We start from the raw sequence: 26526 nt of genomic DNA on the forward strand, positions 1-26526 counted from the left end.
CTATTTGGCCACCGCTTCCCAGATCAGCGCCGCACCCACCGCGATCATCAGCATGTAGATCGCGGTGTAGAATCGCTCGGGCGATACGCGGCGGACGAGCCATACCCCCGCCAGCGTCGACACCAGCGCAAGCGGAAACAGCGCCGCCGACGTCAGCAGATTGGCGGCCGTGAACTGGCCGAGCGCGGCATAGGCCGGCACCTTGATCCAGTTGGTCGCGGCGAAGAAGATTGCGGTCGTTCCCACCAGCCGGTCGCGGGCAAGCCCGCGCGGCAGCACCCATAGCTGAAACGGTGGCTGCCCCGCATGGGCGATCTGGCTGGTGAAGCCCGAGGCCACCCCGAACAGGCTGCCCACCCAGTCGGGCCAGCGCGCGGCCAGCGCCGGCACGCTGCGCCCGCTTGCCCAGAGCCGATAGATGCCGAACAGGATCGAGATCGCGCCGACCGCCGCGAGCACCAGCACCGGCTCGACACTGGCAGCAAAGCCATAGCCGAGCGCGATTCCCGCCATCGATCCGGGCAGCATCCAACCGATCAGCCGCCAGTCCACCGTGCGGCGGAACGCCCAGACGCTCACCACATCCTGCAGGATCAGGATCGGCAGCGTGATCGCGGCGGCACGCACCGGATCGATCGCCAGCGCCAGCATCGGCAGCGAGAGCGCCCCCATGCCCGCGAACCCGCCCTTGGACAGGCCGAGCAGCAGCACGGCAGGAACGGCGAGCGCATAGAAATGCCAGTCGGTGATCATCGCTGGCCGCTTTCGCAGGCGGCGGCGGCGTTGGAAAGTCACGGGCGCGATTTGCAAGCCCGGCCTGCCCATCTAGAAGACAGGCATGGGAGAGGCGCGCGCAGGCCAGATCGCGGTGCTGTTCATATCGAAACGCACCGATGCCGATGACGCCGGCTACGCGGCAGCGGCGACGGCGATGGAGTCGCTCGCGCTGACGCAGCCGGGCTATTGCGGCATGGAATCGCGCCGCGGTGACGACGGCGTCGGCATCACGATCAGCTATTGGGCGGATGACGACAGCGCGCGCGCGTGGCGCGCTCATCCCGAGCATGAACGGATTCGCGCGCTCGGCCGCGAACGCTGGTACGAATGGTATGAAGTGGTCGTCACCCGCGTCGAGCGCGGCTATCGCTGGCATCGCCCGTGAAACGGGCAATCGACCGCGATTTCGCGCTGATGTTCGCGGTGATGCTCGTGATCGCTGCGGGAAACACCGCGCTGCAATCGGTGCTGCCGGCGCTCGGCCGTTCGCTGCACGCGCCCGACAGCGCCGTGGCGGCGGTGTTTTCGGTTTCCGCGCTGCTCTGGATGCTCACCGCGCCGGTCTGGGCCACGCGATCGGAACATGCCGGCCGGCGGGCGATGGTGCTGCTCGGCGTCACCGGCTTCACCGCCTCGCTGGCGCTGTGCGGCCTGTGCCTCGCGCTCGGCATCAACGGCGTGCTCGGTCCCTTTGCCACCTTCGCCGCGTTCGTCGTCGGGCGCATGATCTATGGCGGGTTCGGTTCGGCCGCGCCGCCGGCGGTGCAGGCGATCGTCGCGAGCCGCACCAGCCGTGACGAGCGTACGCGCGCGCTCACCCTGCTCGCCTCCGCCTTCGGGCTCGGTACGATTCTCGGGCCAGCGATCGCGCCCTATCTGGTGATGGGCCATCTCTGGCCCGGCGGGCCGCTGATCGGATTGTCGGGGCCGGCCTTCGCAGCGAGCGCGATCGGCCTGGTGCTGCTCGTCGCGGTCTTTCGGCTGCTTCCTGCCGACGAAGGCGACGGCCACGGCGCGATGGCGAGCTATCCGTCGATCGGCGGCCAGGGCACAGGCGCCACGGTGGCGGCGGCAACCGGCGAGCATGTCGAACATGTCGGCACCTTCGATCCGCGCGTGCGGGCGTGGATGATCGCCGGACTCGTCACCGGCCATGCCCAGGCGATGACCGGCCAGGCGATCGGCTTCCTGATCATCGATCGGCTTCGGCTCGCACCGGTCGACGCACTGGAACCGACCGGGCTGGTGCTGATGATGGGCGCAGGTGCATCGCTGCTCGTGCAATGGGGGCTGATCCCGTTGCTCGACTTGCGGCCCCGGGCGCTGATCCTGATCGGTGCGGCGCTCGCCGCCGCCGGCTGCATCGCCACGGCGGGGGCGACCAGCCTGTACGGCATCGCGCTCGGCTATGCGACGATCGCGCTCGGCATGGGCTTCGCGCGGCCGGGCTTCACCGCCGGCGCGTCGCTCGCGGTCGGCCCGCATGCGCAAGGCTCGGTCGCCGGCCGCGTCACTTCGATAAACGGGGCAGCATTCGTGCTCGGCCCCTCGATCGGCGTCGGCATGTACGAAGTCTGGGGGGCGCTCCCCTTCCTGGTCGCGGCAGCGGGGCTTGCGTTGCTGCTCGCTTATGCATGGGCAGCGACGCGGGCGGAGGCCTGACCCCCGCCCGCTCCGCCTCAACCCTTCGGCCCGCGGCCTTCGAGCATCCCCGGCGCAATGAAGCCGATCGGCTGGATCGACGAGGCCTGCTGCTTCAGCTTGCCCGACATCGCTTCGTACTCGTTCTCCATCTCCGGCGTGACGGTGGCGCGCGAGTCCTTCAGCGCTTCCTCGAAATGCGCCATCGTCACTTCGCGCGTGGCCAGCGACTGGCGCAGCGCGACGAGGCCCGCGCGGCGGACGACGTCTTCCAGATCGGCGCCGGTATAGCGCTGGGTCTGCTCGGCGATCGAGCCGAGGTCGACATCGGCAGCCAGCGGCATCTTCGCCGTCTGGATACGCAGGATGCGCTCGCGCCCGGCCTTGTCGGGCACACCGACATAGACGAGTTCGTCGAACCGGCCCGGGCGGAGCAGCGCGGGATCGATCAGGTTCGGCCGATTGGTCGCCCCGATCACCACCACCGACTGAAGCTCCTCCAGCCCGTCCATTTCGGCAAGAATGGTGTTGACCACGCGCTCGGTCACCTGCGGCTCGCCCATCGCGCCGCCACGCGCCGGCACCAGCGAATCGAGCTCGTCGATGAAGATCACGCACGGCGCGACCTGCCGCGCTCGGGCAAACAGCCGGGCGATCTGCTGCTCGCTCTCGCCATACCATTTGGACAAGAGGTCGCTCGACTTGGTGGCGATGAAGTTCGCCTCCGCCTCACGCGCGACGGCCTTGGCGAGCAGCGTCTTGCCGGTGCCGGGGGGACCATAGAGCAGGAAACCCTTGGCCGGCCGGATGCCCAGCCGCCGGAATGCGTCCGGATCCTTGAGCGGCAGCTCGACGCCTTCCTTCAGCCGCATCTGCGCGTCGTCGAGCCCGCCAACATCGTCCCAGCGGATCGTGGGCGCCTGCACCATCACCTCGCGCATCGCCGAAGGTTGGACGCGCTTGAGCGCCTCCAGGAAATCGTCGCGGATCACCGACAGCGTGTCGAGCACCTCGGGCGGGATCGTCCCTTCCTCGAGGTTGAGCTTCGGCATCAGCCGCCGCACCGCCTCGATTGCCGCCTCGCGAGTGAGCGCGGCGAGATCGGCGCCAACAAAGCCATAGGTGGTGCGCGACAGCTCGGCCAGGTCGACATCGTCGGCCAGCGGCATGCCGCGGGTATGGATGCCCAGGATTTCGCGCCGCCCGCGATCGTCCGGCACGCCGACGACGATCTCGCGATCGAACCGGCCCGGCCGCCGCAGCGCCTCGTCGATCGCCTCCGGGCGATTCGTGGCGGCGATGACGACGATGTTCGCCCGCGCCTCCAGCCCGTCCATCAACGTCAGCAGCTGGGCGACGAGGCGCTTTTCCGCCTCGCCGGTCACCTGGCCGCGCTTCGGCGCGATCGAATCGATCTCGTCGATGAACACGATCGACGGCGCGTTCTTCGCCGCCTCCTCGAACACCTGGCGCAGCCGCTGCTCCGATTCGCCGTACGCCGAACCCATGATCTCGGGCCCGTTGATCAGGTGGAAGCTGGCATCGCTCTCGTTCGCGACTGCGCGGGCGAGCCGCGTCTTGCCGGTGCCGGGCGGCCCATGCAGCAGCACGCCCTTGGGCGGATCGACGCCCAGCCGCTGGAACAATTCAGGGTAGCGCAGCGGCAGCTCGACCATCTCGCGCAGCTGGTCGATCGTCCCGGCCATGCCGCCGATATCGTCATAGGTCACATCGGCGCGGCGGCTTTCCTTCGCCTCCTCATATTCGGGGCGCAGCTCGACTTCGGTATTCTCATCGATATGCACCACACCCCGGGGCACGGTGGACAGCACCGCCAGCCGGATCTCCTGCAACGCATAGGCGGGCGCGCGGACGAACTGGGCGACGTTGGGCGGCACATCGGCGCGCTGATGGCCCACCGTCGCAATCGTGTCGCCGGCCGTGAGCGGCCGCGCGAAGAACGTCCGCTTCAGCGCCTCGCCCGTCCCGCGCAACCGCAGATTGGCCTGCGCGGGGGCGAACACCACGCGCGTGGCCGGCTTCGATTCGACCCGGCGTACCTCGACAAAGTCGCCCGAGCCGACGCCGGCATTGGCGCGCTGAAGCCCGTCGATGCGCAGCAGCTCCAGCCCCTCATCCTCCGGATAAGGCAGCACGGCACGCGCGGGCGTCGCACGCTTGCCGACAATTTCGATCACATCGCCTTCGGTAATGCCCAGTGCACCCATCAGGCTGCGCGGAATATGGGCAAGCCCGCGGCCGCTGTCCTCGGGCCGCGCATTGGCGACCTGGAGCCGGCGATTGCGGGTTTCGTCATCGGCCATTCTGGATTCCTTCGTGGCTTGGCCCCGAAAGCTAAGAACGGCGAAGGCAAAAAAAAGGGCCGCCCATCGGGGCGGCCTTTGAAAAGTTTTAGGAGAGGATGCCTGAAAGGCCCGTCCTGTGTGCACCGCGGCATGATCTTGTGCAAGTGCGAAAATTACCGGTATTGCGTGCACCGCTTGCAATCACGAATTACCCGAACGATAGTAGCGGGGAGACGCCGGAGGGATTCGTGGCGGTTGCAAAGGTTTGCCACGCGCGCCCTGGCTAATGCTGCATCGCACAATGAAAGTAACCACCCATGCGCCGCCTCCCGCCGCTCACGGCGATCGAAGCCTTTGTCCAGGTTGCCCGCCTCGGCTCGATCAAGGCCGCGGCTGAAGAGCTTGCATTGTCATCGCCGGCGCTCAGCCGGCGGGTCCAGGCGCTCGAACGCTTCATCGGCAAGCCGCTGTTCGAACGGCGTCACCAGTCGCTGAGGCTGAATGATGATGGCGATCGTCTGCTGGGCCTGATCGCGCCGGCACTCGACACGATGGCCGATGCAATCGAGACGATGACGAGCGGCAGCGAACTGCTCCGGCTACGCCTCGGCGTGCTGCCGCTCTACGCCACACAGCAGTTGCTGCCCCGCCTGCCCGAACTCAAGCGCCGCCATCCCGAACTGCATCTCGACGTCGATACCGCCAGCCACGGCGTGGCGCGGCTGGGCGACGGGCTCGACGCGGCAATCGTCATCGCGCGAGATATCGATCCCGGCTTCTATTCGCGCCGGCTCGATCGCAACCGCGTGCACGTGATCGGCGCGCGCAGCCTGGTGGAAGGGCCGAATCCGGTTCGCGATCCGGCCGATCTTTCGCGGCTCACGGCGCTGGTCCATCGCGAAATGCCGGAGACGTTCACCGCATGGCGCGTCGCGGCCGGCTATCCCGACCTCGAACCCGCGGCGATCGACCTGTTCGATTCGGGCAATCTGATGCTCGAGGCGGCGGCCCAGGGACTCGGCGTCGCCTTCATGCTGGAGGCGCATTACCAGTCGGCACGCGACGATCGCCTCGTCCGGCTGTTCGACCTGACGGTCGAGAGCCATTACAGCTACTGGTTCGTGTGCCGCCCGCGCGCGCTGACGCTGCGCCCGGTGCGGCTGTTCCACGACTGGCTGGTCGAAGCGCTCGGCCCCGAACCGGCCTGATCGCCACCCGCCCCGGCTACCGGGGCGAATGGCGGCGGGCGTCTCAGGCTTCGACGCGCATCTTGACGATCTTGCCCGGGTTCGCGGGCGGCTCGCCCTTGGGCAGCGCGTCGACATGCTCCATGCCTTCGACCACCTCGCCCCAGACGGTGTACTGGCCATCGAGGAAGTTGGCGTCGTCGAGGCAGATGAAGAACTGCGAGTTGGCGCTGTTCGGATTCATCGTCCGCGCCATCGAACATACGCCACGCGAATGCGGCGCCTTGCTGAACTCCTGCGCCAGATCCGGCTTGTCCGAACCGCTCATGCCGGTGCCGGTGGGATCACCGCCCTGCGCCATGAACCCGTCGATCACGCGGTGGAACACGACGCCGTCGTAAAAGCCTTCTTCGGCCAGGCCGGTGATACGCTCGACATGGTTCGGGGCAAGATCGGGGCGAAGGCGAATGCGCACATCGCCGGTTTCGAGCGTCATCACGAGCATATTGGGTTCGGCCATCGGGCTACTCCTGCAAAAGCGGTTTCAATCCCCGCCCTAGGGCTTCGTTCCGAAATCGGCAATGTCGCCAGGCACGACGATGGCACCGCACCGGGTTGCAAATCGGCCCGCGGAGTGGCAGCGGCGCCTATCGTGGCCGCAGCGTGGGAGGTCGGACGATGAGCGAGACCGAACTGCAAGAAGACGAGGCCGCGCCCGAAAGCCAGCTCGACGAGGACGATCGGCTCAAGCCCGAATTCGTCTACTCGGTGCTCGCCGCGGTCGAGGACGGCGAGAACGAGACCGCCCATGCGCTGGTCGCGCCGCTGCATCCCGCCGACATCGCCGATCTGGTCGAACTGACGCCCGCCGATCAGCGCGCCGCGCTGGTCACCGCGATCTCCGATCTGATCGACGGCGACGTGCTGGCGGAAATGAACGACTGGGTGCGCGAGGCACTGGTCGACGCGCTCGAGCCACACCAGGTGGCCGACATCGCCGCCGAACTCGATACCGACGACGCGGTCGCGATCATCGAGGACATGGACGTCGAGGACCAGCGCGAGGTGCTGCGCGCGCTCGACCCCGACGATCGCGCCGCGATCGAGGAGGCGCTGTCCTATCCGGAGGAATCCGCCGGCCGCCTGATGCAGCGCGAGCTGATCGCGGTACCCGAGCATTGGACCGTCGGCGATGTGCTCGATTATCTGCGCGGCGACGATGCGCTGACCACCGATTTCTGGGAAATCTTCGTCGTCGATCCGGCACACAAGCCGATAGGCACCTGCGAGCTTTCGTGGATCCTGCGCACGCCGCGCACGATTCTGGTCAGCGACGTCATGAAGCGCGAACAGACGCTGATCCCGGTCGATATGGACCAGGAGGAAGTGGCGCTGCGCTTCCAGAAATACGCGCTGATCTCGGCGGCGGTGGTCGATACCAATGGTCGGCTGGTCGGCATGATCACCGTGGACGACGTCGTCCACATCATTTCGCAGGAAGCCGGCGAAGATATCCTTCGCCTGTCGGGGGCCGGCGAAGGCGACATCAACGAGCCCGTGCTGCTCACCGTGCGGACACGGCTGATGTGGCTGCTGGTCAACCTGCCCACGGCGATGCTGGCGGCGTCGGTGGTCAGCTTGTTCGATGCGGAGATCGCCAAATATGCGGTGCTCTCGGCGCTGATGGGGATTGTATCGGGGATGGGCGGCAATGCCGGCACGCAAACGCTCGCCGTCGTCGTCCGCGCGATCGCGACCAACCAGCTGACCGACACCAATACCGGCCGGATGATCTGGCGCGAACTGCGCATCGCCGCGTCGAACGGCCTGGCGCTGGGCGTGCTGATCGGCGTGGGCACCTATTTCATGTTCGGGCGGAGTGACCTGGCGACGGTGTTCGGCCTGGCGATCCTGATCAACAATCTCGTGGCGGGGCTGGCCGGCGTGTTCGTGCCGGTGGCGCTCGACCGGTTCCGCGTCGATCCGGCAGTCGCCTCGTCGGTGTTCGTCACCACCTGTACCGACTGCATGGGCTTCTTCTCGTTTTTGGGCTTGGCAATGCTGTTCAACGTCGCAGGCTGACTTGATCGCGGGCGCGCGCGCGCCCAGATCGGCGACGTGCCGCTTCATCTCACCAAGGTCGCCTTTGCCTGCGACAGCGTCGATTTCCTCCGCTCGCGACTGGAGGCCCGCGCTGAGACCGGCGGCGTCGCGCTCACCACGCGCTATCTGCCCAAGCGCCACGCCGAGATTGCGGGCGGATCCTTGTTCTGGATCCTCAAGCATCAGCTGGTCGGTCGCTCGCCGATCCTCGGCTTTGGCGAGGCGGAGGGCGGGCGCACCGCGATCCTGCTCGAGCCGCGGCTGATCCTCGTCCAGGCGCGGCCGAAGCGCGCGCATCAGGGCTGGCGCTATCTCGAAGATGCCGATTCGCCCGCCGATCTCGACCGCGGCGAGGCCGGCGTCGATTCGATGCCGCCGTCGCTGATTGGCGAACTTGCCGGGCTTGGCCTGATCTGACCGCGAGCCTGGACGGGGCCAACGCCTCGTCGCGCGTTCGTCGCCCCCGTCGCGCGGTGCGTGACGCTTGAACCTTCCTTCACCACAGGGCCGCGCCAGAAGCGACCTGCACATCGGCGGTCGCCCAATTCTGGAAGGAAAACATGTTCAAGACCGTCCTCTTCGCCGCGGCGCTGGCATGCGCCTGCGGTACCGCCCATGCGCAGATCACCGACGATTTCGATCGGCCGATCGGCGCCAATCTCGGGCCCAACTATACCAGCTATGGCAATGTCTCGATTCTCGATGGCGCTGCCGTCAGCACCTTCACCGGCCTCGCCGTCTACAATGATCAGACCGCGACCAGCGCGTCGATCGACGTGGCGCTGCGCGGCGCTGATTCGGGCAGCTATGTCGCGCTTTCGTTCGGCTACCCTTCGGCGGACAGCTTCTTCATCAAGGTGCAGGACAATAATGGCGATGGCGCGTTCGATTCCTATGGTTTCTACACCGGGAACAATGGCTTCCTGAACGGGCTCAAGGATCTCAACCCCTTCTTCAACGGCCGCGTCACCGCCAGCTACGAGGGATCGGTCGCGACGTTATCGATCGACATGGGCTGGGGAACGCAGAGCTTCAGCTATGACTATGGCTTCGGCCCTGCCACGGGCGCGATCGGCTTCGGGCTCAATCGCCTCGGCAGCGCCGACAATTTCAGCTTCAACGGAGCTGCGCCGAACCCGACCGGCGTGCCCGAGCCCGCAGCCTGGGGCTTGCTGATCGGCGGTTTCGGCTTTGCCGGCGCAAGCCTGCGGACGCGGCGCCGCGCGGTGTCGTTCGCCTGATCCGCGGGCCGGCCGGCGGCGGTGCTGCCGCCGCCGGCCGCCTCAATTGGCGAGTTGCGGGAAGGCGGCGCGGAACGCCGCCACCTTCGGCTTGTCCCAGCGCACGATATAAGGGTGCGTCGGGTGCCGCCAGAAAAAGTCCTGATGGCTTTCCTCGGCCGGATAGAAGGCGCCCTGCTCGATCCTGGTCACGATCGGCCGGGCGAATGCCTTGGCGCGGCCGAGCTGCGCGATATAGGCAGTCGCAATCCGTCGCTGCTCGGACGTTTGCGGAAAGATCGCCGATCGATAGCTGGGACCGCGGTCGGGGCCCTGCCGGTTGAGCTGGGTCGGATCGTGCGCCACCGCGAAATAGATGCGCAGCAGCGTGCCATAGCTGATCCGAGCGGGGTCATAAACGATCCGTACCGCCTCGGCATGGCCGGTCTTCTCGGTCGAAACCCGCGAATAGCTGGCGGTTTCGGCGGTGCCGCCGGCATAGCCGCTGGTCACCGAATGGACGCCCTTCACCGACTGGAAGACCGCCTCCATGCCCCAGAAGCAGCCGCCGGCGAGCACCGCGACCTGCTCGCCCCGCGTCTTGGTCGAATCGAGCGCCGGTGCCGGAATCGCCACCGCCTTGTCGGCCGGCGCCGGGGTCGCCGCCAGCAGCGATGCACCGCCGGCGGCGACGATCAGAGTAGTCACAATCAGCGCGCGCATCGCCATCGTCCTCGCTCTCGAGCCCGTCCGCCGCGCGCCCTGTGCGTCAGCGCAGGTCGGCGCAGGCCGCCTGGATCCGGGTGCAGGCCTCGCGCAGCAGCGCCTCCGACGTGGCATAGCTGATCCGCATCGCCGGCGACAGGCCGAACGCCGCACCATGCACCGCCGCGACGCGCGCGTCGTCGAGCAGATAGCCGATCATGTCCTCGTCGGTGGCGATCGTCTTGCCCTTGGGCGTGGTCTTGCCGATCAGCCCGCTGAACTCGGGATAGACGTAGAACGCCCCCTCCGGCGTCGGGCAGGTCATGCCGTCAATCTCGTTGAGCATGCCGACCACTAGGTCGCGGCGCGTCTGGAAGGCGGCGGCCCGGTCCTTGAGGAAGCCCTGATCGCCGGTCAACGCGGCGACGGCGGCCGCCTGCGCGATCGAGCAGGGGTTCGACGTCGACTGCGACTGGAGCTTGGCGATCGCCTTGATCAGCGGCGCGGGGCCGCCGGCGAAGCCGATGCGCCAGCCGGTCATCGCATAGGCCTTGGAGCAGCCATTGACAGTAAGCGTGCGGTCGAACAGCGCCGGGCAGGCCTGCGCAATCGTCGCGAATTCGAAACCATCGTACAGGATGTGCTCATACATGTCGTCGGCGAACACCCAGACCTGCGGGTGGCGCTCGATCACCTCGCCCAGCGCCTGAAGCTCGGCAGCCGAATAGGCAGCGCCCGTGGGGTTGGACGGCGAGTTGAGAATTACCCACTTGGTCTTGGGCGTGATCGCCGCCTCGAGCTGGGCTGGCGTGATCTTGTAGTTCTGATCGGCGCCCGCGGCGATGAAGACGGGGGTGCCGCCTGCAAATTGGACGACGTCGGGATAGCTTACCCAATAGGGCGCCGGCACGATCACCTCGTCGCCGGCCTCGACCGTCGCGACGATCGCGTTGAACAGCGTGTGCTTGCCGCCGACATTCACGGTGATCTCGGCGGGCGTATAGTCCAGGCCGTTGTCGCGCTTGAACTTCTGCGCAATCGCGTCCTTCAGCTCGGGCGTGCCATCGACATTGGTGTATTTGGTCTTGCCCCCGCGGATCGCCTCGATCGCGGCTTCCTTGACGAAATCGGGCGTGTCGAAATCGGGCTCGCCCGCACCCAGCCCGATCACGTCGACGCCCTGACGCTTCAGCTCGAACACGCGGCTGGTCATGGCGAGCGTGGCGGAGGGCTGGATGCGCTGGAGCGCGGCGGAAGTCTGCATGGGTCTGGCGCCTTTTCCGGGAGGGACGCCGGCGCCTATAGGTCGCCGCCCGCGTCTTCCGCAACTGTAACGGCTGAAACCAGTCCGCGAAGCGCGTTCCCGACGAAGAATCCCCCTGCCAGGTCATCCGGGCGCAGATCGCCCTCGACCGCGCGGCCCTGCGCCATCAGTTCCGCCCGCAACACGCCCGGCAGCAGCCCGCGCGAACGCGGCGGCGTCACCAGCACGCCATCACGCTCGACAAAGATCGATGTGAAGCTGCCCTCGGTCAGGAATCCGTCGTTATCGGTGAACACCACCTCCCAGCTTCCCGCCGCACGCCGCGGTGCATCGTAAAGCCGCCGCCGGCTGGTCTTGTGCGCGAGCCGGAAGTCGTCTCGCGCGACTTCGCGCTTCACCACGCGCACCGCAACCGGCCCGGAGGGCGCATCGGGCAGCGGCGCGATGCCGATCGCGATGGCACCCGATGGCCCCACCACCAGCCGCACCCGCGCGGGCAAGCGCAGCCGGAAGGTCGCGGCCTGAAGCTCGTTGCGGACGATGTGCCGATCGAACGGAAAGCCGAACTGGAGCGCACTCGTCCGGATACGATCGATATGGCGATCGAGCAGCAAAATCCCCTCTTCGGGATCGAAGCGCATCGTCTCGATCAGGTCGAAGCCGCGCTCGCCAACCGTCACGAAGGCGCCCTTGGCAAGGCATTCGCGCCATTCCGAGTCGACCTGCGAATCGGCGACCACGCCCGATCCAAGCCCCATGAGCGCCTGCTCGGCCGAATCGATTGCGAGCGTGCGGATCGCGACGTTGAAGCGTGCATCGCGATCGGCCCCGATCCATCCGATCGAGCCCGTATAGACGCCGCGCAGCCCCGATTCGACCTGATCGATCACCTGCATCGCGCGAATCTTCGGCGCACCGGTCACCGAGCCACAGGGAAACAGTGCCGCCAACGCATCGACCGGTCCCGCTCCGTCAATCAGGTCGGCGGTCACCGTCGACGTCATCTGATGCACCGTCGGATAGCGCTCGATATCGAACAGCGCCGGCACCGCGACGCTGCCGGGCTTCGCCACACGGCCAAGATCGTTGCGCATCAGATCGACGATCATCAGATTTTCCGCGCGCTGCTTGGGATCGTCGCGCAGTGCCGCTGCCGCCGCTGCGTCATGCAGCGGATCGGCCTCGCGCGCCGCGGTGCCCTTCATCGGCCGCGCCGTCAGCCGCCCGTCATCGAGCGTGAAGAACAGCTCGGGCGAGAGGCTGAGCAACCACCGCGTCCCGGTCGATACCAGCGCGCCATGCCCCGCCTGCGCGCGCGCGCGCAACAACGCATAGAGCGCAGCCGGATGGCCGGCGATCGGCACCGTCGCGGCGAAGGTGAGGTTCGCCTGATAGAGATCGCCCGCGGCAATATAGTCGAGCACGCGGCGCATCGCCCGTTCATAGGTGTCGCGGCCAATCTGGGGACGCGGCCGTCCCGCCCAGGCGCCCGCCGGATCGGGTAAAAGGCCAGGCAACCGGGCCTGCTCGATCTCGCGAAAGCCGCGGAACAGGCCGAACCAGAGCAGCGGCCCGCCAGCGCGCACCGGCACGGCCGGTTCGAATGCGGCCCCGGCTTCATACGCAAGATAGCCCGCCGCATCGAGGCCATCGGCCGTCGCTTTGCGCAGGCGTTCGAGCGCCGGGGCAACGGCATCGTGCGTATCGGCGGTGACGATCGCGACCGGATCGGCATAGAGCCGGGCCGGACGGCCGTCTGCGCGGGCATCATCGAACAGGACGAACGGTGTCGTGGGCAACATCACCACGCCCGTCTGCCGCCGGCACCGTTGCGCAGCAACCCCGTGTTGCGACGGGGGACGCGGACGACTAGCTCTTGGGCATGTCCACCACGCCCCCTGCGCCCGAGGCGATGCCGCTGCGTGCGGCGATCGTGCCCGTCACCCCGCTCCAGCAGAATTGTTCGCTGATCTGGTGCACCAAAACGATGCGGGGCGCCTTTGTCGATCCCGGCGGCGATCTCGATCGGCTCCGCGCCGCTGCCGAGCAGCATGGCGTGACGATCGAGAAACTGCTGATTACGCACGGCCATATCGATCATTGCGGCAGCGCCGGCGAATTCGCCAAGTCGCTGGGCGTGCCGATCGAAGGCCCGCACGAGGATGATCGCTTCTGGATCGCCCGGCTGGAAGATGACGGCCGCCGCTATGGCGTGCGCGGCGCGCCGTTCGAGCCGAACCGCTGGCTGGTGGGCGGCGACCAGGTGACCGTGGGCGAACTCGTGCTCGACGTCTATCACTGCCCCGGCCACACGCCGGGCCATGTCGTGTTCCACCACGCGCCGTCGCGCCTCGCGATCGTCGGCGACGTGCTGTTCCAGGGCTCGATCGGGCGCACCGATTTCCCGCTGGGCAATCATCAGGACCTGATCGATTCGATCACGCGCAATCTCTGGCCGCTGGGCAACGACACGGTGTTCGTGCCCGGACACGGCCCGGCGAGCAATTTCGGCCACGAACGACGCACCAATCCGTTCGTCGCCGATTCGGTGCTCGCCCGCGCCTGATCGCGCGCGTCAATGCAGCGGATTCAGCCCGGCATAGCCGAGCCACACCGCATAGAGGCCCAGGCCGGTCATCACGATCAGGGTGGTGGCGGTGCCGATCTGCCGGCCGATCAGCCAGCCGTCCATGCCGAACGGATGCAGCAGGCGGCCGATCAGATAGGCGGTCGACGCGATCCACAGGATCAGCTGGCTGCCGCGCGCGAGTTCGATCAGGCCGATCAGGATCAGCACGATCGGCGTATATTCGATGAAATTCATCTGGGCGCGCATCCGCGCCACCAGTCGCGGGTTGCCGCCATCGCCCATCAGCACGTTGCCGGCGAATCGCATCTGAATCACGCGCACGGCCAACCACAGGTTGATCAATGCCGCGGCACCGGCACTAACCAGCGTCACCGGAAGAAAGAACATCGCCACCCCCACAAATCCTTCGCCTTGCACCACTGGCATGTGCGGCCGACGCTTGCAACGCGGAGAAGAATCGCTATACGCGCGGGCTCGCTTCGTGACCTGTCCGCTGGTCCGGCGAGCGGCCGGCTCAGCCGTCGCTTGCCCGATTAGGCCTGTGGGCGTATCGCGACTTTTGATTCTGTCCGTTATTTGTAAGGTGCCGAAATGGCCGTTCCCAAGAGAAAGACTTCGCCGTCGCGGCGTGGCATGCGCCGGTCGCACGATGCGCTCACCGTCCAGGCATTCCAGGAATGCCCGAACTGCGGCGAGCTGAAGCGCCCGCACAACCTCTGCAATGCCTGCGGCCACTATAACGGCCGCGAGATCGTTTCGGTCGAGGGCTGAGCCGCGAACCGACACGGGGGACGACCGGCATGACCATGCCCTCGCGAATCGCCGTCGATGCGATGGGCGGCGACGAGGGGGTTGCCGTCATGCTGGCCGGTGCCGCGCGTGCCCGGAGTCGCTTCGAGGGGATGGAATTCATCCTCGTCGGTGATGAAACGCGATTGCGGGAGGGCCTGGCGGCTCATCCCAACCTTGCTGCTGCGTCAGAGATCGTCCACGCGGCCGAGGTCGTTGCGGCCGACGCCAAGCCGAGCCAGGCGATTCGCCGGGCCAAAACCACCTCGATGGGAATCGCCATCGATCAGGTGAAGCAGGGCCGTGCCGGTGCCGCCGTTTCGTCGGGCAACACCGGCGCACTGATGGCGATGGCCAAATTGTCGCTGCGCACCATGCCCGGCATCGATCGGCCGGCGCTGGCCGCGCTGATGCCGACGCTGGGCGACAATGATTCGGTGATGCTCGATCTGGGCGCCAACACCGAAGTCGATACCCGCAATTTGGTGCAGTTCGCGGTGATGGGAGCCGCCTATGCGCGCACCGCGCTCGATCTCGATCGACCGCGCGTTGCGCTGCTCAATATCGGCACCGAAGAGATGAAGGGCACCGACAGCATCCGCGATGCCGCGGCCCAGCTGCGCGCCGCATCGCACCTGCCGCTCCGCTTCACCGGCTTCATCGAGGGCAACCGATTGTCGCGCGGCGATGTCGATGTGATCGTGTGCGACGGATTCTCGGGCAATATCGCGCTCAAGACGGCGGAGGGGACCGCCCGGTTCGTCGCCGATCTGCTGCGCCGCGCCTTTCAGAGCTCGACCCGGTCAAAGCTCGGCTTCCTGATTTCGAAGCCGGCAACCGATCTGCTGCGGCACCACCTCGATCCGAACAACCACAATGGCGCGGTTTTTCTCGGGCTCAACGGAATCGTCGTGAAAAGTCACGGCGGTGCCAACGAAGTGGGTGTCGACACTGCGATCGGCTTTGCCGCGAAGATGGTGCGCGACGATCTCACCCGCCGGATCGCCGATGATCTTGGAAATTTCGAGGCCAAGGCGGCCTGATGACGAGAATGGCCTGGTGACAAGAATGGATAGCGTTGCATGACCGTGCGTTCGGTGATTCTCGGCACGGGCTCGGCGCTCCCGGCGCGACGCATGTCGAACGCCGAGCTTGCCGCTCAGGTTGACACCAGCGACGAATGGATCGTCGAACGGACCGGAATCCGCTTTCGCCACATCGCCGGGCCTGACGAAACCACGAGCACGCTGGCGACCGGCGCCGCGCGTGCCGCGCTCGATGCGGCGGGGATCGAGGCGGGGGCGATCGATCTGATCGTGCTCGCCACCGCGACCCCGGACCAGACCTTTCCGGCAACGGCAACGCGCGTCCAGCATGCGCTGGGCATCGACGATTGCGTTGCGTTCGACGTCGCGGCGGTCTGCTCGGGCTTTCTCTACGCGCTCCAGGTCGCCGATTCGATGCTGCGCGCGGGCGCCCATCGTCGCGCGCTGGTGATCGGCGCCGAGACGTTCAGCCGTATCCTCGACTGGGAGGATCGCGCCACCTGTGTGCTATTCGGCGATGGCGCCGGCGCGGTGGTGCTCGAGGCGCAGGACAGCCCGGATGACGCGCCGCGTGGCATTCTTGCCACGCGGCTCCATGCCGATGGCCGTCACAACGAGCTTCTCTATGTCGATGGTGGCCCGTCGACCACGGGAACGGTCGGCAAGCTGAGAATGAAGGGCCGGGAGGTATTTCGCCACGCCGTCGTCAACCTCGCCGCCGTGATGCAGGAAGCGCTGGGCGCTGCCGGCCTGGAGACGAGCGATGTCGACTGGGTCGTGCCGCATCAGGCCAATGCCCGCATCCTCGACGCCACCGCGCGCAAGCTCGATCTCGCACCCGAACAGGTGGTGGTGACGGTCGACCGGCACGCCAACACGTCGGCCGCGTCGGTCCCGCTCGCGCTCGACACGGCGGTTCGCGACGGCCGTATCCGGCGCGGACAGTTGCTCGTGCTGGAAGCGATGGGCGGAGGCTTCACCTGGGGCGCAGCGGTGGTTCGCTTCTGATACGAGCGCGAGGCGCGCGAGATGGCGCCGCCGCGACCTACGTAGTTTTCCAGAATGTTTCTATCGCATTACTGGCGCTTCAAGATGTGTCTTGCTAGTCCGCACCCAAATGCTAGTTTTGGTACATGCCGATAACGAAGGGACTTGCTGAGATGAGTGAAGCCGGAACGCTCACACGTGCTGATCTTGCCGAGTCGCTTCACCGCGAAGTCGGGCTGTCGCGCGCCGATGCGTCGCGGATCGTCGAGCAAATCCTGAAGCATATGTGCGAAGCGCTGGGGCGTGGCGAGAATGTGAAGATTTCCGGCTTCGGCAGCTTCGTGCTTCGCGACAAGGGCGAGCGGATCGGCCGCAATCCCAAGACCGGCGTCGAAGTGCCGATCGCACCGCGGCGGGTGCTCACCTTCCGCGCCAGCCAGATGATGCGCGACCGCATCGTCGAGGCGAGGTAAGTCCCATGCCGGCGACCGAAAAGGCCGCTGGCGCGTTGCGTACGATCGGCGAGCTTGCCGAAGAGATCGGCCGGCCCCAGCACATTCTGCGATACTGGGAAACCCGCTTTCCCCAGCTCAAGCCCCTCACCCGGGCGGGCAATCGACGCTATTACCGGCCGGACGACGTCGCGCTGGTGCGGCGAATCCACCATCTTCTCAGCGATGAAGGCTATACGATCCGCGGCGTCCAGCGGCTGCTTGCCGCGGAAAAGGCCGCGCGGGGCAAGGGCCGGTCGGCCGCGCTCCAGGCGATCCGCGACGATCTTGCCGACGCGCTGACCCAGGACACGCCTGCCTGATCAATAGCAGCCGATTCAGTGACCGTCGGGCCCAAGGCTGGGATCGAGGTCGCGCGGCCGCACGAACCGGATGAGCGTGGCACATGACTCGGACGCATCGGCCCAATGGTCGATCGCGAGATGAAGTTCGGCGAGCGCAGCGGTCGGGAATTTCTGCTCGACGGCATCGCGAAGCGATCCGCCTTCGGCGCTGAGCGCGAGCACCAGTTCCTCCAGACCGGGATTGTGGCCGGCCAGCAGCACCGTATCGACGCTGTCGGGCCATTCCTGGATCAGGTCGAGCAGCGTCGCCGCCGAGGCGAGATAGATGCGCTGGTCCCATTGCGGCATCATCCGGGCGCCATAGCCACTGGCGACCTCATCCAGCGTTTCCTTGACCCGCTGCGCCGGCGATGCCGCGACGAGGCCGAAATCAAGCGCCTCGTCGCGCAGATAGCGGCCGACCGTCCGCGCCGCGCGATGCCCCTTGGCGTTCAGCGATCGATCGAAATCGCGCGCAACAGGATCGTCCCATCCCGATTTGGCGTGGCGGAGCACGAGCAGCGTCTTCATGGGGTTCCTGGGGTGGTGCCGACGGTTGCCGCTACGTCATGCCCGATGCGCGGCGCCAAGGAAAGCCGCACCCGTGCCACCGCCTCGTCGAGCGGCACCCGGCTGATCCGCGTGCCGGGAGGAAAGGCATCGAGCAGCCGCGACGGGCTCGCCGCCGACAGCAGCACGAAGCAGCCGCGATCGTCGGCGCGGCGGATCAGGCGGCCGAACGCCTGCGCGAGCCGCGCGCGCACGATCCGGTCGTCATAGGCGCTGCCGCCGCCCGCCAGCCGCCGCGCCGCGTGCAGCACGCTCGGCTTGGGCCAGGGCACACCCTCCATCACCACCAGCCGCAGCGATTCGCCAGGCACGTCCACCCCGTCGCGCAGTGCATCGGTGCCGATCAGCGAGGCGCGCGGATCGTCGCGGAAGATGTCGACCAGCGTGCCGGTATCGACCGGATCCACATGCTGTGCGAGCAGCGGCAGCCCTTCGCGCGCCAGCCGGTCGGCGATCCGCGCATGCACCGCGCGCAGCCGGCGGATCGCCGTGAACAGCCCCAGCGTGCCGCCGCCCGCCGCGACGATTAGCCGGGCATAGGCATTGGCCAGCGCCGCCACGTCACCGCGCTTGACATCGGTGACGATCAGCGCCTCGGCCTGGGCGGCATAGTCGAACGGGCTCGCCGCCTCGAAGCGGTGCGCCGGGCGCATCAGGTGCCTGGCGCCCGATCGCGCCTCCGCCACGGCCCAGTCGCCACCGGCGCGCAGCGTTGCCGAGGTGACGAGCACGCCGTGCGCAGGCTTCAGCACCACTTCCGCCAGCGGCTGCGCCGGATCGAGCCAGTGGCGGTGCAGCCCGACATCATATTCGCGCCCCTCGACCCGCTCGACCGCCAGCCAGTCGACGAACGCGGCATCGGCCGGCCCGCCCACCCGCGCGATCAGCGCGAGCCATGCCCCCACCGTCTCCGCGCGCCAGCCGAGCGAGGCGATCGCGCCTTCGATCCGCGCCCGTGCCGGCCCGTCCATCCAGTCGGGTGCGTCGTTGAGCACGGCTTCCAGCCGCCGCCCGAGTGCCACCATCGGCCGCAGCAGCGCATCCAGCGCCTCGCCGGCCGCGCCCGCGGCGTCGACCAGGGCCGGGTCGGGCGCGGTCAGTTCGGTCTCGAGCCCGTAGCCGGCATCCGCCGCGCCCTGGCTGTCGCGTGCGTAGACGAGGCCGCGCACCGCCGCGAGCAGCGCCTCGATCGGGCCGAACGGTTCGCCCTCGTGCAGTCGCTGCAGCCAGCCGTCGCTCGGCAGCGCACGCGCCGCGTCGACCGTTTCGGCGATCGCTGCCGCGCCCGCATCGTCATAGCTCGCCACGTCGGACAGCCGCGCCGCGAGGCCGCGCCGGCGCCCGCGCGATCCCGAATCGGGGCCGGTGACCCAGCGCCGCAGCTCGATCGCCTCCTGCCCGGTGAGCGCGACCGAGAACATCGCATCGGCGGCATCGAACAGATGATGCCCCTCGTCGAACACATAACGGGTCGGCCGCGCCTGCGCCTCGCGTCCGCGCGCGGCATTGACCATCACCAGCGCATGGTTGGCGATGACGATATCGGCGTCGACGCTCGCCCTGGCGGCGCGTTCGATGAAGCATTTGCGGTAATGCGGGCAGCCGGCATAGATGCACTCGCCGCGCCGGTCGGTCAGCGCGGTCGATCCGTTGCGTCGAAACAGCGTCGGCAGCCAGCCTGGCAGATCGCCCCCCACCATGTCGCCGTCGGCGGTATAGGCCGCCCAGCGCGCGACCAGCTGCGCCAGGATCGCCGCCCGCCCGGCAAATCCCCCCTGCAATGCGTCCTCGAGGTTGAGCAGGCACGCATAATTCTCGCGCCCCTTGCGCGTCACGATCCGCCGGCGCCGCTCGGCCGCATCGGGGAACAGCCGTTCGCCTTCATTGCCCAGCTGCCGCTGCAACGCCTTGGTGAAGGTCGAAACCCACACTGCGCCGCCCGATCGCTCGGCCCAGAGCGACGCGGGTGCCAAATAGCCGAGCGTCTTGCCGATTCCCGTCCCAGCTTCCGCCAGCACCAGATTGGGGCTGTCCGCCACGCTGCGCGGCGCGAAGGCCTGTGCTGCGGCCGCCGCATAGTCGCGCTGGCCCTGCCGCCGCTCGGCGCCGGATCCGGTCAACCGCGCGAGTCGATCGGCCACCGCTTCGCCCTCGATGGTAACGGTACGCGGCGCGGGACGCGGAACACCCTCCTCCCATTCGGGTAGCCGGGCAAACAGCCAACGTTCGGCCCGTTCGGGCTTGACGATCCGCTGGCCGAGCGCCGCCACCCAGGGCCAGCGCAGGCGGCCGAGCGATTGCAGCCCATGCCACGCGCCCTCGCGCTCGGGCCAATCGCCCTCGGCTGCCGCCAGCATCGTCTCCGCCGCATCGCGAAGGAAGCCGGCGATCGCCGATTCCTCGCCCGGCGGCGTCAGCCCACAGGCGCGGGCCACGCCCTTGGGCGTCGGCACCATGAAACGGGCGGGATAGAGAAACGCGAACAGCTCGAGCAGATCGAGCCCGTTCAGTTCGGGATGGCCCAGCCGTTGCCCGATCAGCGGTGCGTTGAGCAGGATCACGGGCGTGTCGGCGGCGATGCGGATCGCCTCGCCCCGCCCGATCGCGCGCGTCTGATCAGCGGTGGCGATCCAGACGCCCGAATGGCTGGCGTGCAGCGCGGGATACGGGAGCGGCGGCATCGGCACCGGGCGTTGTACACGCTGTGTTCCGATTGAACAGGGGGCAGTCGTGCCGCCCCCTGCCCTGCCGGTCAGCGGCGCATCAGAACGCGCCGCATTCAGCCAGGATCGCCTCGACGTCGCGGCCGCGCGCGGCCTGCATGCGAATGCGTGCCTCGTTCGACAGCACGTTCCATGCCGCCTCTTCGATCTCCGGCCACAGCGCGCGCGGGATCGCGACGATGCCGTCGGCATCGGCGAACACGACGTCGCCATTCGCGATCGTCACGTCCCCCATCACGATCGGCCGGTTCATCGCCTTGAGCGTGCCCTCATATTTGATGTCGTCGCAGGTCTGGCCGCGCGCATAGACGGGCAAGCCCAGCGCGCGCACATCGGCCGTGTCGCGCGTCGCACCGTCGATCACCGCGCCCACCGCGCCCGACCGGATCGCCAGATTGGCGTTGAGATCACCGAAATAGGCATATTCGGGCACGTCGGTCGCCACCATGATGACGTCGCCGGGGCGGACGAAGCGATAGGATTGCAGCGCGCCATAGATGCCGTGCCACGGCCCGTCGGGCGAGCGGTCCGGCCGCTCGGGCAGCGCACACAACTCGATCGTCTTGGCGCGGCCCAGGAACTTGCCGCCGCTGGTCGGGCGCAGCACCTTGGGCAGGACGGCGCGATGGCCGCGCTCCTTGAGAATGTCGGAGAGAACGGGCGAGGAAAGATGCGGCAGCATCGCGCGGAATCGCGTCACCTCCGCCTGGCGAAAACCGGCCGCGACGGTTTCGGCGATCACCAGATCGTGATGCTGGTTGATGTCGATCTGTTCGATCGGATCAAGATCGAACAGGATCGGCCGGGTACCGAACCGTCGCGTCGCCGGGCCGTCGCCGGTGCGCCGGACGATATAGAGGCTCATCGCCTCGACCACCGTTTCCGGCAGCTCGACGCTGTTCGGGATGCGCCCGGTGCCATAGGCAGGCACCTGCCCGTCCCAGCAATATTGTTTGGCCCGCGTCACCGCCACCAGGCTGTCCGCCGTCGGATCGGCGAGCAGCGCGGCAATGGCGCGGCTGATCGTGTCGGCCGTCACGAACGGTGCGGTGCACAACAGCTGGACCCAGATATCGGCATCGGGCCGCTGGGCGCATTCCCAGGCGAACATGCCGTGGCCATCGGTGGCGTTGGTCGCCAGTGCGGCCGGACGCTTAAGGTGCGTGATCGCCAGATCGCTGGCCAGCGAGGCGAGCAGATCGCTTTCGGTGTCGAGGCAGACCTCGCCGATCGCCGGGCAGTCGAGCGCCTGGATCAGCTTGCGCCGGAACAGATGCTCGCCGTCGAGCACGCGGGTGTTCTTTTCGGAAACGCGCTCGCTCTGCCCCTTGGCAGGCACGAAGGCGACGATCTTGAGCGGTTCAGGCATTCATCATGTCCTTGGCATGGAGCATGCCGTGCAGACGTCCCTCGCCGTCGGTCACGGGCAGTACGAGCAATCCCCCTTCGCGTTCGCGCAGCATCAGCAGCGCATCTCCCAGCGTCGCATCGACATCGATCACCTGCGGATGCGCCTGCATCAGGCTGCTCGCCGGGGTGTCGTAGACGTCATGACGCGACTGGAAGTGACGGCGGACATCGCCATCCACCACCAGTCCCATCAGCCCGCCGGCAGCATCGACGACGCACGCCGCGCCCATCCGGCACGACGACATCACCGCCAGCAGCTCGGCCACCGGGGCATTGGGCAGCACCCTGGGCAGTTCGTCACCCATGCGCATCAGCGTGCGAACCGGAATGCATTGCCGGCCTAGCAGGCCCGCCGGATGGTGCCGCAGGAAATCCTCGCGCGTGAAGCCGCGAGCGCGGCTGACCGCCACCGCCAGCGCATCGCCGATCGCCACCTGCAACGTCGTGCTCGCGGTCGGCGCCATGCCGATATGATCGGCCTCGCCGGTGATCGTCGCCGGGATCAGCACGTCCACGGCCCGGCCCAGCGGCGAATCGGCGCGGCCGACCACGCCGATCAGAATGCAGGCCCGCGCCTTGAGCAGCGGCAGGATCCGCAGGATCTCGTCGGTGGTGCCGCTGTTCGAGAAAAGCAGCACGACATTGCCATCCTGCACCGCGCCCAGATCGCCATGCGCCGCCTCGGCGGCATTGAGCGCAAAGGCGGGCGTACCCAGGCTGGAGAAGGTCGCCGCCACTTTCGCCGCGATCAGCCCCGACTTGCCCATGCCGAGGCACGTCAGCGGGCTCGTCTGCCCAACGATCGCGGCCACGGCATCGCTGATCGAAAGCGGCAGGTCGGCTTCGAACCGGGCAAGCGCGCGGCGTTCGCTGGCGATCACCTCGCCCGCCCATTCGAGCGCGGGCGTCGCATGCGGCATGGCCCGCCGGATCGCACCCATCTTCATGCGGCTTGCTCCAGCGTCAGGCGCGGCCGGACACGCGCGATACCCGCATCCCAGCGATCCATGTTGATTGCGTTGCAGGCCCGATCGATCACCATCGCGCCGGTCAGCGCGGGATCGCCGGCGCAAAAGGCTTCGTTGGCGAAATGATAGCCGAACCAGCGCCGCGCGCCTTCCGCATCCGGACCCGCGGCCCGACAGGTACGCACCGCCTCGACGAAGCGGGCGATATCGGTTTCCGCATTCAGCCATTCGCCGCTCGCAAAGCGGGTGTCCCGCAGCATCGGCCGGCCCAATGCGGCCACCGACGCGAATGTCTTCGAATCGTTGAGCAACACGCCATCGGTGAATGGCAGCAGCGCCATCGTCGCCGACTGGCCGTAAACGCTGCTCCCGGCATAGACGACCCGGGAGCCCAGCCCCGCGATGGTCGCGAGAAGATCTTTCTCGTCAAGGTGCAGCGCGTTCAGCGGATGATCGGTGATGACCAGCGTGCAGCGCGGCGTCACGTGCCGCGCGGCATGGGCAATCAACGCTGCATTGTCGCGCTGGCCCGGGCGGTGCTGCGGGAAGAAATTCTCTTCATGTGCATATTCGAGCGGCAACATGATGATCGGCCGATCACCCGGGATGCCGAGATGATCGAACAGATGCCCGCGCTCGAAAGGCTGCGCCGCCCAGAACGCTTTCATGTCTTCCCATAGCGGCGCGATTGCGGCGTCGATCCGCGCCGTGGCGGCGGCATCGAGCGGCGGCATGACGCCATTGGCATAAGGCGCATCAGTGAAATAGACCGTCGCCGCCGCGGATGCGACGTCGAACGGGCTGGTCACCGCTTCCATGATGTGGCGCACGACGCCGGGAAAATGACGGGGCGTTTCGAAGTCGGCGCTCCGGCACAGCACGATGTCCGGCGACAACCCGCGGACATAGTCGATCAACCCGGCCGGGTCGGCAGGGGCTGTCCGCAGGGTCGGATGGTCGCCGCCATCGGCAATCGCCCATTGCAGCTGCGGCAGATCGGCACAAAGAGCGAGCTGGTCCGGCCCGATACCCGTGTTGCGCCACATCGGCGGCGCCAGCACATGCACCTCGGCAATGTCGACGATTCGGCGGATCAGCGGTTCGATGATGTTTTCGAACCACCAGGGCGTCACCGCCGGCAGGTAGAACAATATCTTCACGCGCGCGACCCAGGCTGGGGATTCGCTGCGCGGACACCGTGCGATGGGCGGACAGCGTCGATTGTGGCCATGACTGCTCCACGGATTGGCGGGGCGAATTGCTCGCCTTTACCAACCCCTTATAGGATGGGCCGGTTGTGGACGGCGGCGCACGCTGGGAAAATCTTGCCTAGTCGCGGGCGGCGGCAGACTCGGCCGGGCCTCTGCGCTAGTGGCCGCTGAGCGATTGTCGTTTGACTTTCGCATTGAAATAATTGCACTTTGTTACCGGACCTTCGATCGGTCCGGGTGACAGCAGGGGCACCCCGCTTTGAAACGTTCGCTGATCCTCATGGGCCTCACGGGCATTTTGCCGATCGTGGTCCTCGGCGCGGCCTATGGCTATGTGTCGTTGCAGGAGCAGCGCGCGGCGCTCGATCGCCAGGCGCTGATCGCAAGCCGCGCCTCGGCCCGGCTGATCGGCCGCGAGCTTTCCGCCAATATCGATGCAGTGGCGATGCTCGCCCAATCGCCCTCCTTCGATGGCACACTCGACCGCGATCGATTCAACGTCCTGGCAAAGCGGCTGATCGACGTTCGCCCGACATGGCGGCGTCTTGGCGTCAGCGATCGTGCGGGCAATCGCCTGCTCGTCGTCCCGCCGGTCGATGCGGTGCTCGCCGGTAAGGTTATCGATCGTCAGAGCCTGATCGCGGCCTTTGAAACGGGCAAGCCGCAGGTGGGCCATGTCGTGCGCGGGCCGCTGGACGAATATGTGTTCGCGATCCGCGCGCCGGCGATGCGGGATGGCACGGCGCGCTATGTCGTTTCCGCCGTCCTGCCGGCGCGAGGGATGGCGCAGCTTCTGCTCGCTGAGGCGATCCCCGGTGCTAGCCGCGTTCGGCTGTTCGATGATCGTGGGGCGCTTGTCGCGGCGGTCGGCAGCGGCGGCCCGGGGCCGCTCCGTTCGGCGACGAGTGTCGTGCCGGGAACCGCCTGGCGGGTGGAGTTCGCGGTGCCCGGCGGCGCGTTCGCCGCGCTGACGCGGCAGGCACGCATGGTGCTGATCCTGGGCGCACTGATCGCGCTGCTGTTGTTCGTGGCGCTGGTCTTGCTGCTTCGGCGCGAGCTGGGGCGCTATCGTGACAGACAGGCGGCGACCGTGCAGGCGCAGCGGCTGGAGGCGCTGGGGCGGCTGACGGGCGGCGTGGCGCATGACCTGAACAATCTGTTGACACCGATCTTGGGCGGGCTCGATCTGCTCCGCAAGCGATGCCCGGACGACACCAAGGCCCTTCGATACATCGACAACGCGGTGGTGAGCGCGGAGCGTGCGCGCAGTCTGGTGGCGCGGCTGCTCGCCTATTCGCGGCGCCAGACGCTCGCGCCCGAGGCGATCGATCCAGCGATAATGTTCGACGATCTACGCGACCTTCTCGAGCGATCCGCCGGCGCGGCGATCCCGTGCATCGTCACGCTGAATCCCGCGCCGCCCATTCTCGCCGACCGGAATCAGCTAGAGCTGGCGATCCTGAACCTCGTGATCAACGCACGCGACGCGATCAGCGCGAACGAGAATGGCGACGGTCGCATTGCGATCGAGGTGCGACCGGCGCGCGAAGAGGAGCTTCGCGGGCTGTCGACGACGCCCTGTGTCGCGATCAGCGTGCATGACGACGGATGCGGCATGGACGCGCTCACGCTCCGGCGCGCCGTGGAACCCTTCTTCACCACCAAGGCCGGCGATCGCGGGACCGGGCTCGGCCTTTCCATGGTGCACGGGTTCGCCGAACAATCGTCGGGGCGCTTCCTTCTCCAGAGCGCGCCAGGCGAGGGGACCAGCGCGACGCTGGTCCTGCCCTGTGCGGCAGCGCCAGCGGCGCAGCCGGCAGCCGCCCCGGCGGCGCTGCCCAGCCGGACGGCCGACATCCTGCTCGTCGACGACGACGCACCCGTCCGCGAAGCCGCTGCCGAAGTGCTGCGCGCCCACGGCCACTCGGTGCGCGAAGCCGCCTCGCTGAACGACGGCATGGCCCAGCTCGCGGCACAGCCTAGCCCGGACCTGATCATTACCGACTACATGATGCCGGGCGGCACCGGCGGCGAGTTTATCACGCGGGCCCGGGCGGAATCAGAGTCGCTGCGGTTCCTCCTGCTCACCGGCTATGTCGACTCTGCCGATGATCTGCCCGCCGATGTGCCGCAGCTGCGCAAACCCTTTCGCGATCGCGAGCTGCTGGTCGCGGTCGACGCGCTGCTCGACTGA

Annotated in this window: 25 protein-coding genes; 13 read left to right on the forward strand and 12 right to left on the reverse strand. The window is 67.6% G+C overall.

Annotation, left to right across the window (positions count from 1 at the left end; all coding sequences use genetic code 11):
* The gene (locus ACX40Y_RS03340; RefSeq protein WP_459118111.1) at positions 1 to 753 is read right to left on the reverse strand and encodes a sulfite exporter TauE/SafE family protein; all 753 of its coding nucleotides are present in this window, start codon (positions 751 to 753) and stop codon (positions 1 to 3) included.
* Positions 754 to 838: 85 nt separating this feature from the next.
* On the opposite strand from ACX40Y_RS03340, the gene ACX40Y_RS03345 reads away from it, so the two are divergent.
* Positions 839 to 1162, forward strand: a complete 324-nt coding sequence (locus ACX40Y_RS03345) for an antibiotic biosynthesis monooxygenase family protein (protein WP_459118112.1) — start codon at positions 839 to 841, stop codon at positions 1160 to 1162.
* Positions 1159 to 2439: an MFS transporter gene (locus tag ACX40Y_RS03350; RefSeq protein WP_459118113.1), complete on the forward strand. Its 1281-nt coding sequence runs from the start codon at positions 1159 to 1161 to the stop codon at positions 2437 to 2439. Before ACX40Y_RS03345 ends, ACX40Y_RS03350 begins: the two co-directional genes overlap by 4 nt.
* Positions 2440 to 2456: 17 nt before the next feature.
* Here the strand turns inward: ACX40Y_RS03350 and ACX40Y_RS03355 are convergent, their stop codons facing one another.
* Positions 2457 to 4742 (reverse strand): CDC48 family AAA ATPase, encoded by a 2286-nt coding sequence (locus tag ACX40Y_RS03355; RefSeq protein WP_459118114.1) that lies wholly within the window; start codon positions 4740 to 4742, stop codon positions 2457 to 2459.
* A 299-nt stretch (positions 4743 to 5041) separates the two neighbouring features.
* Between ACX40Y_RS03355 and ACX40Y_RS03360 the strand changes: the two genes are divergently transcribed.
* The gene (locus tag ACX40Y_RS03360) at positions 5042 to 5932 is read left to right on the forward strand and encodes a LysR substrate-binding domain-containing protein (RefSeq protein WP_459118115.1); all 891 of its coding nucleotides are present in this window, start codon (positions 5042 to 5044) and stop codon (positions 5930 to 5932) included.
* 43 nt (positions 5933 to 5975) lie between these two features.
* Here ACX40Y_RS03360 and ACX40Y_RS03365 read toward each other — a convergent pair whose 3' ends face one another.
* Positions 5976 to 6431: a peptidylprolyl isomerase gene (locus ACX40Y_RS03365; RefSeq protein WP_459118116.1), complete on the reverse strand. Its 456-nt coding sequence runs from the start codon at positions 6429 to 6431 to the stop codon at positions 5976 to 5978.
* Positions 6432 to 6589: 158 nt separating this feature from the next.
* Here ACX40Y_RS03365 and mgtE point away from each other — a divergent pair, with 158 nt between their 5' ends.
* The 3 genes from mgtE (at position 6590) to ACX40Y_RS03380 (ending at position 9255) form a co-directional block, all read left to right on the forward strand.
* Complete coding sequence (gene mgtE, locus ACX40Y_RS03370; RefSeq protein ID WP_459118117.1) at positions 6590 to 7993, forward strand: magnesium transporter; 1404 nt, start codon at positions 6590 to 6592, stop codon at positions 7991 to 7993.
* Positions 7994 to 8029: 36 nt separating this feature from the next.
* Positions 8030 to 8431: a DUF1489 family protein gene (locus ACX40Y_RS03375; protein WP_459118118.1), complete on the forward strand. Its 402-nt coding sequence runs from the start codon at positions 8030 to 8032 to the stop codon at positions 8429 to 8431.
* A gap of 143 nt (positions 8432 to 8574) precedes the next feature.
* A complete protein-coding gene (locus ACX40Y_RS03380; protein WP_459118119.1) occupies positions 8575 to 9255 on the forward strand; it encodes a PEPxxWA-CTERM sorting domain-containing protein in 681 nt (226 codons plus the stop codon).
* 42 nt (positions 9256 to 9297) lie between these two features.
* Here ACX40Y_RS03380 and msrA read toward each other — a convergent pair whose 3' ends face one another.
* From msrA to pabB, 3 genes are read right to left on the reverse strand one after another with little or no spacing between them, the layout of a single operon-like run.
* Positions 9298 to 9963: a peptide-methionine (S)-S-oxide reductase MsrA gene (gene msrA / locus ACX40Y_RS03385; RefSeq protein ID WP_459118120.1), complete on the reverse strand. Its 666-nt coding sequence runs from the start codon at positions 9961 to 9963 to the stop codon at positions 9298 to 9300.
* 40 nt (positions 9964 to 10003) lie between these two features.
* Positions 10004 to 11203 carry a pyridoxal phosphate-dependent aminotransferase gene (locus ACX40Y_RS03390; protein ID WP_459118121.1) on the reverse strand — a complete coding sequence of 400 codons (1200 nt, stop codon included), beginning with the start codon at positions 11201 to 11203 and terminating at the stop codon, positions 10004 to 10006.
* A 35-nt stretch (positions 11204 to 11238) separates the two neighbouring features.
* A complete protein-coding gene (gene pabB / locus ACX40Y_RS03395; RefSeq protein ID WP_459118391.1) occupies positions 11239 to 13005 on the reverse strand; it encodes an aminodeoxychorismate synthase component I in 1767 nt (588 codons plus the stop codon).
* A gap of 80 nt (positions 13006 to 13085) precedes the next feature.
* On the opposite strand from pabB, the gene ACX40Y_RS03400 reads away from it, so the two are divergent.
* Positions 13086 to 13769 carry an MBL fold metallo-hydrolase gene (locus tag ACX40Y_RS03400; protein WP_459118122.1) on the forward strand — a complete coding sequence of 228 codons (684 nt, stop codon included), beginning with the start codon at positions 13086 to 13088 and terminating at the stop codon, positions 13767 to 13769.
* Positions 13770 to 13778: 9 nt separating this feature from the next.
* On the opposite strand, the gene ACX40Y_RS03405 is transcribed toward ACX40Y_RS03400, so the two are convergent.
* Positions 13779 to 14180, reverse strand: a complete 402-nt coding sequence (locus tag ACX40Y_RS03405; protein ID WP_459118123.1) for an MAPEG family protein — start codon at positions 14178 to 14180, stop codon at positions 13779 to 13781.
* Between the two features lie 204 nt (positions 14181 to 14384).
* Here ACX40Y_RS03405 and rpmF point away from each other — a divergent pair, with 204 nt between their 5' ends.
* The 5 genes from rpmF to ACX40Y_RS03430 all read left to right on the forward strand — a co-directional run bounded on the left by rpmF (position 14385) and on the right by ACX40Y_RS03430 (position 17429).
* Positions 14385 to 14564 carry a 50S ribosomal protein L32 gene (gene rpmF, locus ACX40Y_RS03410; RefSeq protein WP_459118124.1) on the forward strand — a complete coding sequence of 60 codons (180 nt, stop codon included), beginning with the start codon at positions 14385 to 14387 and terminating at the stop codon, positions 14562 to 14564.
* A gap of 29 nt (positions 14565 to 14593) precedes the next feature.
* A complete protein-coding gene (plsX, locus tag ACX40Y_RS03415) occupies positions 14594 to 15625 on the forward strand; it encodes a phosphate acyltransferase PlsX (RefSeq protein WP_459118125.1) in 1032 nt (343 codons plus the stop codon).
* A 39-nt stretch (positions 15626 to 15664) separates the two neighbouring features.
* Positions 15665 to 16636 carry a beta-ketoacyl-ACP synthase III gene (locus ACX40Y_RS03420; protein WP_459118126.1) on the forward strand — a complete coding sequence of 324 codons (972 nt, stop codon included), beginning with the start codon at positions 15665 to 15667 and terminating at the stop codon, positions 16634 to 16636.
* Positions 16637 to 16788: 152 nt separating this feature from the next.
* Entirely contained in the window at positions 16789 to 17088 is a 300-nt protein-coding gene (locus ACX40Y_RS03425; protein ID WP_459118127.1) for an integration host factor subunit alpha, read from the forward strand.
* A 5-nt stretch (positions 17089 to 17093) separates the two neighbouring features.
* Positions 17094 to 17429 carry a MerR family transcriptional regulator gene (locus ACX40Y_RS03430; protein WP_459118128.1) on the forward strand — a complete coding sequence of 112 codons (336 nt, stop codon included), beginning with the start codon at positions 17094 to 17096 and terminating at the stop codon, positions 17427 to 17429.
* 15 nt (positions 17430 to 17444) lie between these two features.
* Here ACX40Y_RS03430 and ACX40Y_RS03435 read toward each other — a convergent pair whose 3' ends face one another.
* The 5 genes from ACX40Y_RS03435 to ACX40Y_RS03455 all read right to left on the reverse strand — a co-directional run bounded on the left by ACX40Y_RS03435 (position 17445) and on the right by ACX40Y_RS03455 (position 24281).
* Positions 17445 to 17981: a SixA phosphatase family protein gene (locus ACX40Y_RS03435; RefSeq protein ID WP_459118129.1), complete on the reverse strand. Its 537-nt coding sequence runs from the start codon at positions 17979 to 17981 to the stop codon at positions 17445 to 17447.
* Entirely contained in the window at positions 17978 to 20701 is a 2724-nt protein-coding gene (locus tag ACX40Y_RS03440) for an ATP-dependent DNA helicase (protein ID WP_459118130.1), read from the reverse strand. Before ACX40Y_RS03440 ends, ACX40Y_RS03435 begins: the two co-directional genes overlap by 4 nt.
* An 82-nt stretch (positions 20702 to 20783) precedes the next feature.
* Complete coding sequence (locus tag ACX40Y_RS03445; protein ID WP_459118131.1) at positions 20784 to 22112, reverse strand: RraA family protein; 1329 nt, start codon at positions 22110 to 22112, stop codon at positions 20784 to 20786.
* Positions 22105 to 23100: a KpsF/GutQ family sugar-phosphate isomerase gene (locus tag ACX40Y_RS03450; RefSeq protein WP_459118132.1), complete on the reverse strand. Its 996-nt coding sequence runs from the start codon at positions 23098 to 23100 to the stop codon at positions 22105 to 22107. The genes ACX40Y_RS03445 and ACX40Y_RS03450 overlap by 8 nt, the downstream gene beginning before the upstream one ends.
* Complete coding sequence (locus tag ACX40Y_RS03455) at positions 23097 to 24281, reverse strand: hypothetical protein (protein ID WP_459118133.1); 1185 nt, start codon at positions 24279 to 24281, stop codon at positions 23097 to 23099. The genes ACX40Y_RS03450 and ACX40Y_RS03455 overlap by 4 nt, the downstream gene beginning before the upstream one ends.
* A 310-nt stretch (positions 24282 to 24591) precedes the next feature.
* Between ACX40Y_RS03455 and ACX40Y_RS03460 the strand changes: the two genes are divergently transcribed.
* The gene (locus tag ACX40Y_RS03460) at positions 24592 to 26526 is read left to right on the forward strand and encodes an ATP-binding protein (RefSeq protein WP_459118134.1); all 1935 of its coding nucleotides are present in this window, start codon (positions 24592 to 24594) and stop codon (positions 26524 to 26526) included.

This window comes from Sphingomonas sp. RS6, from assembly GCF_054489705.1.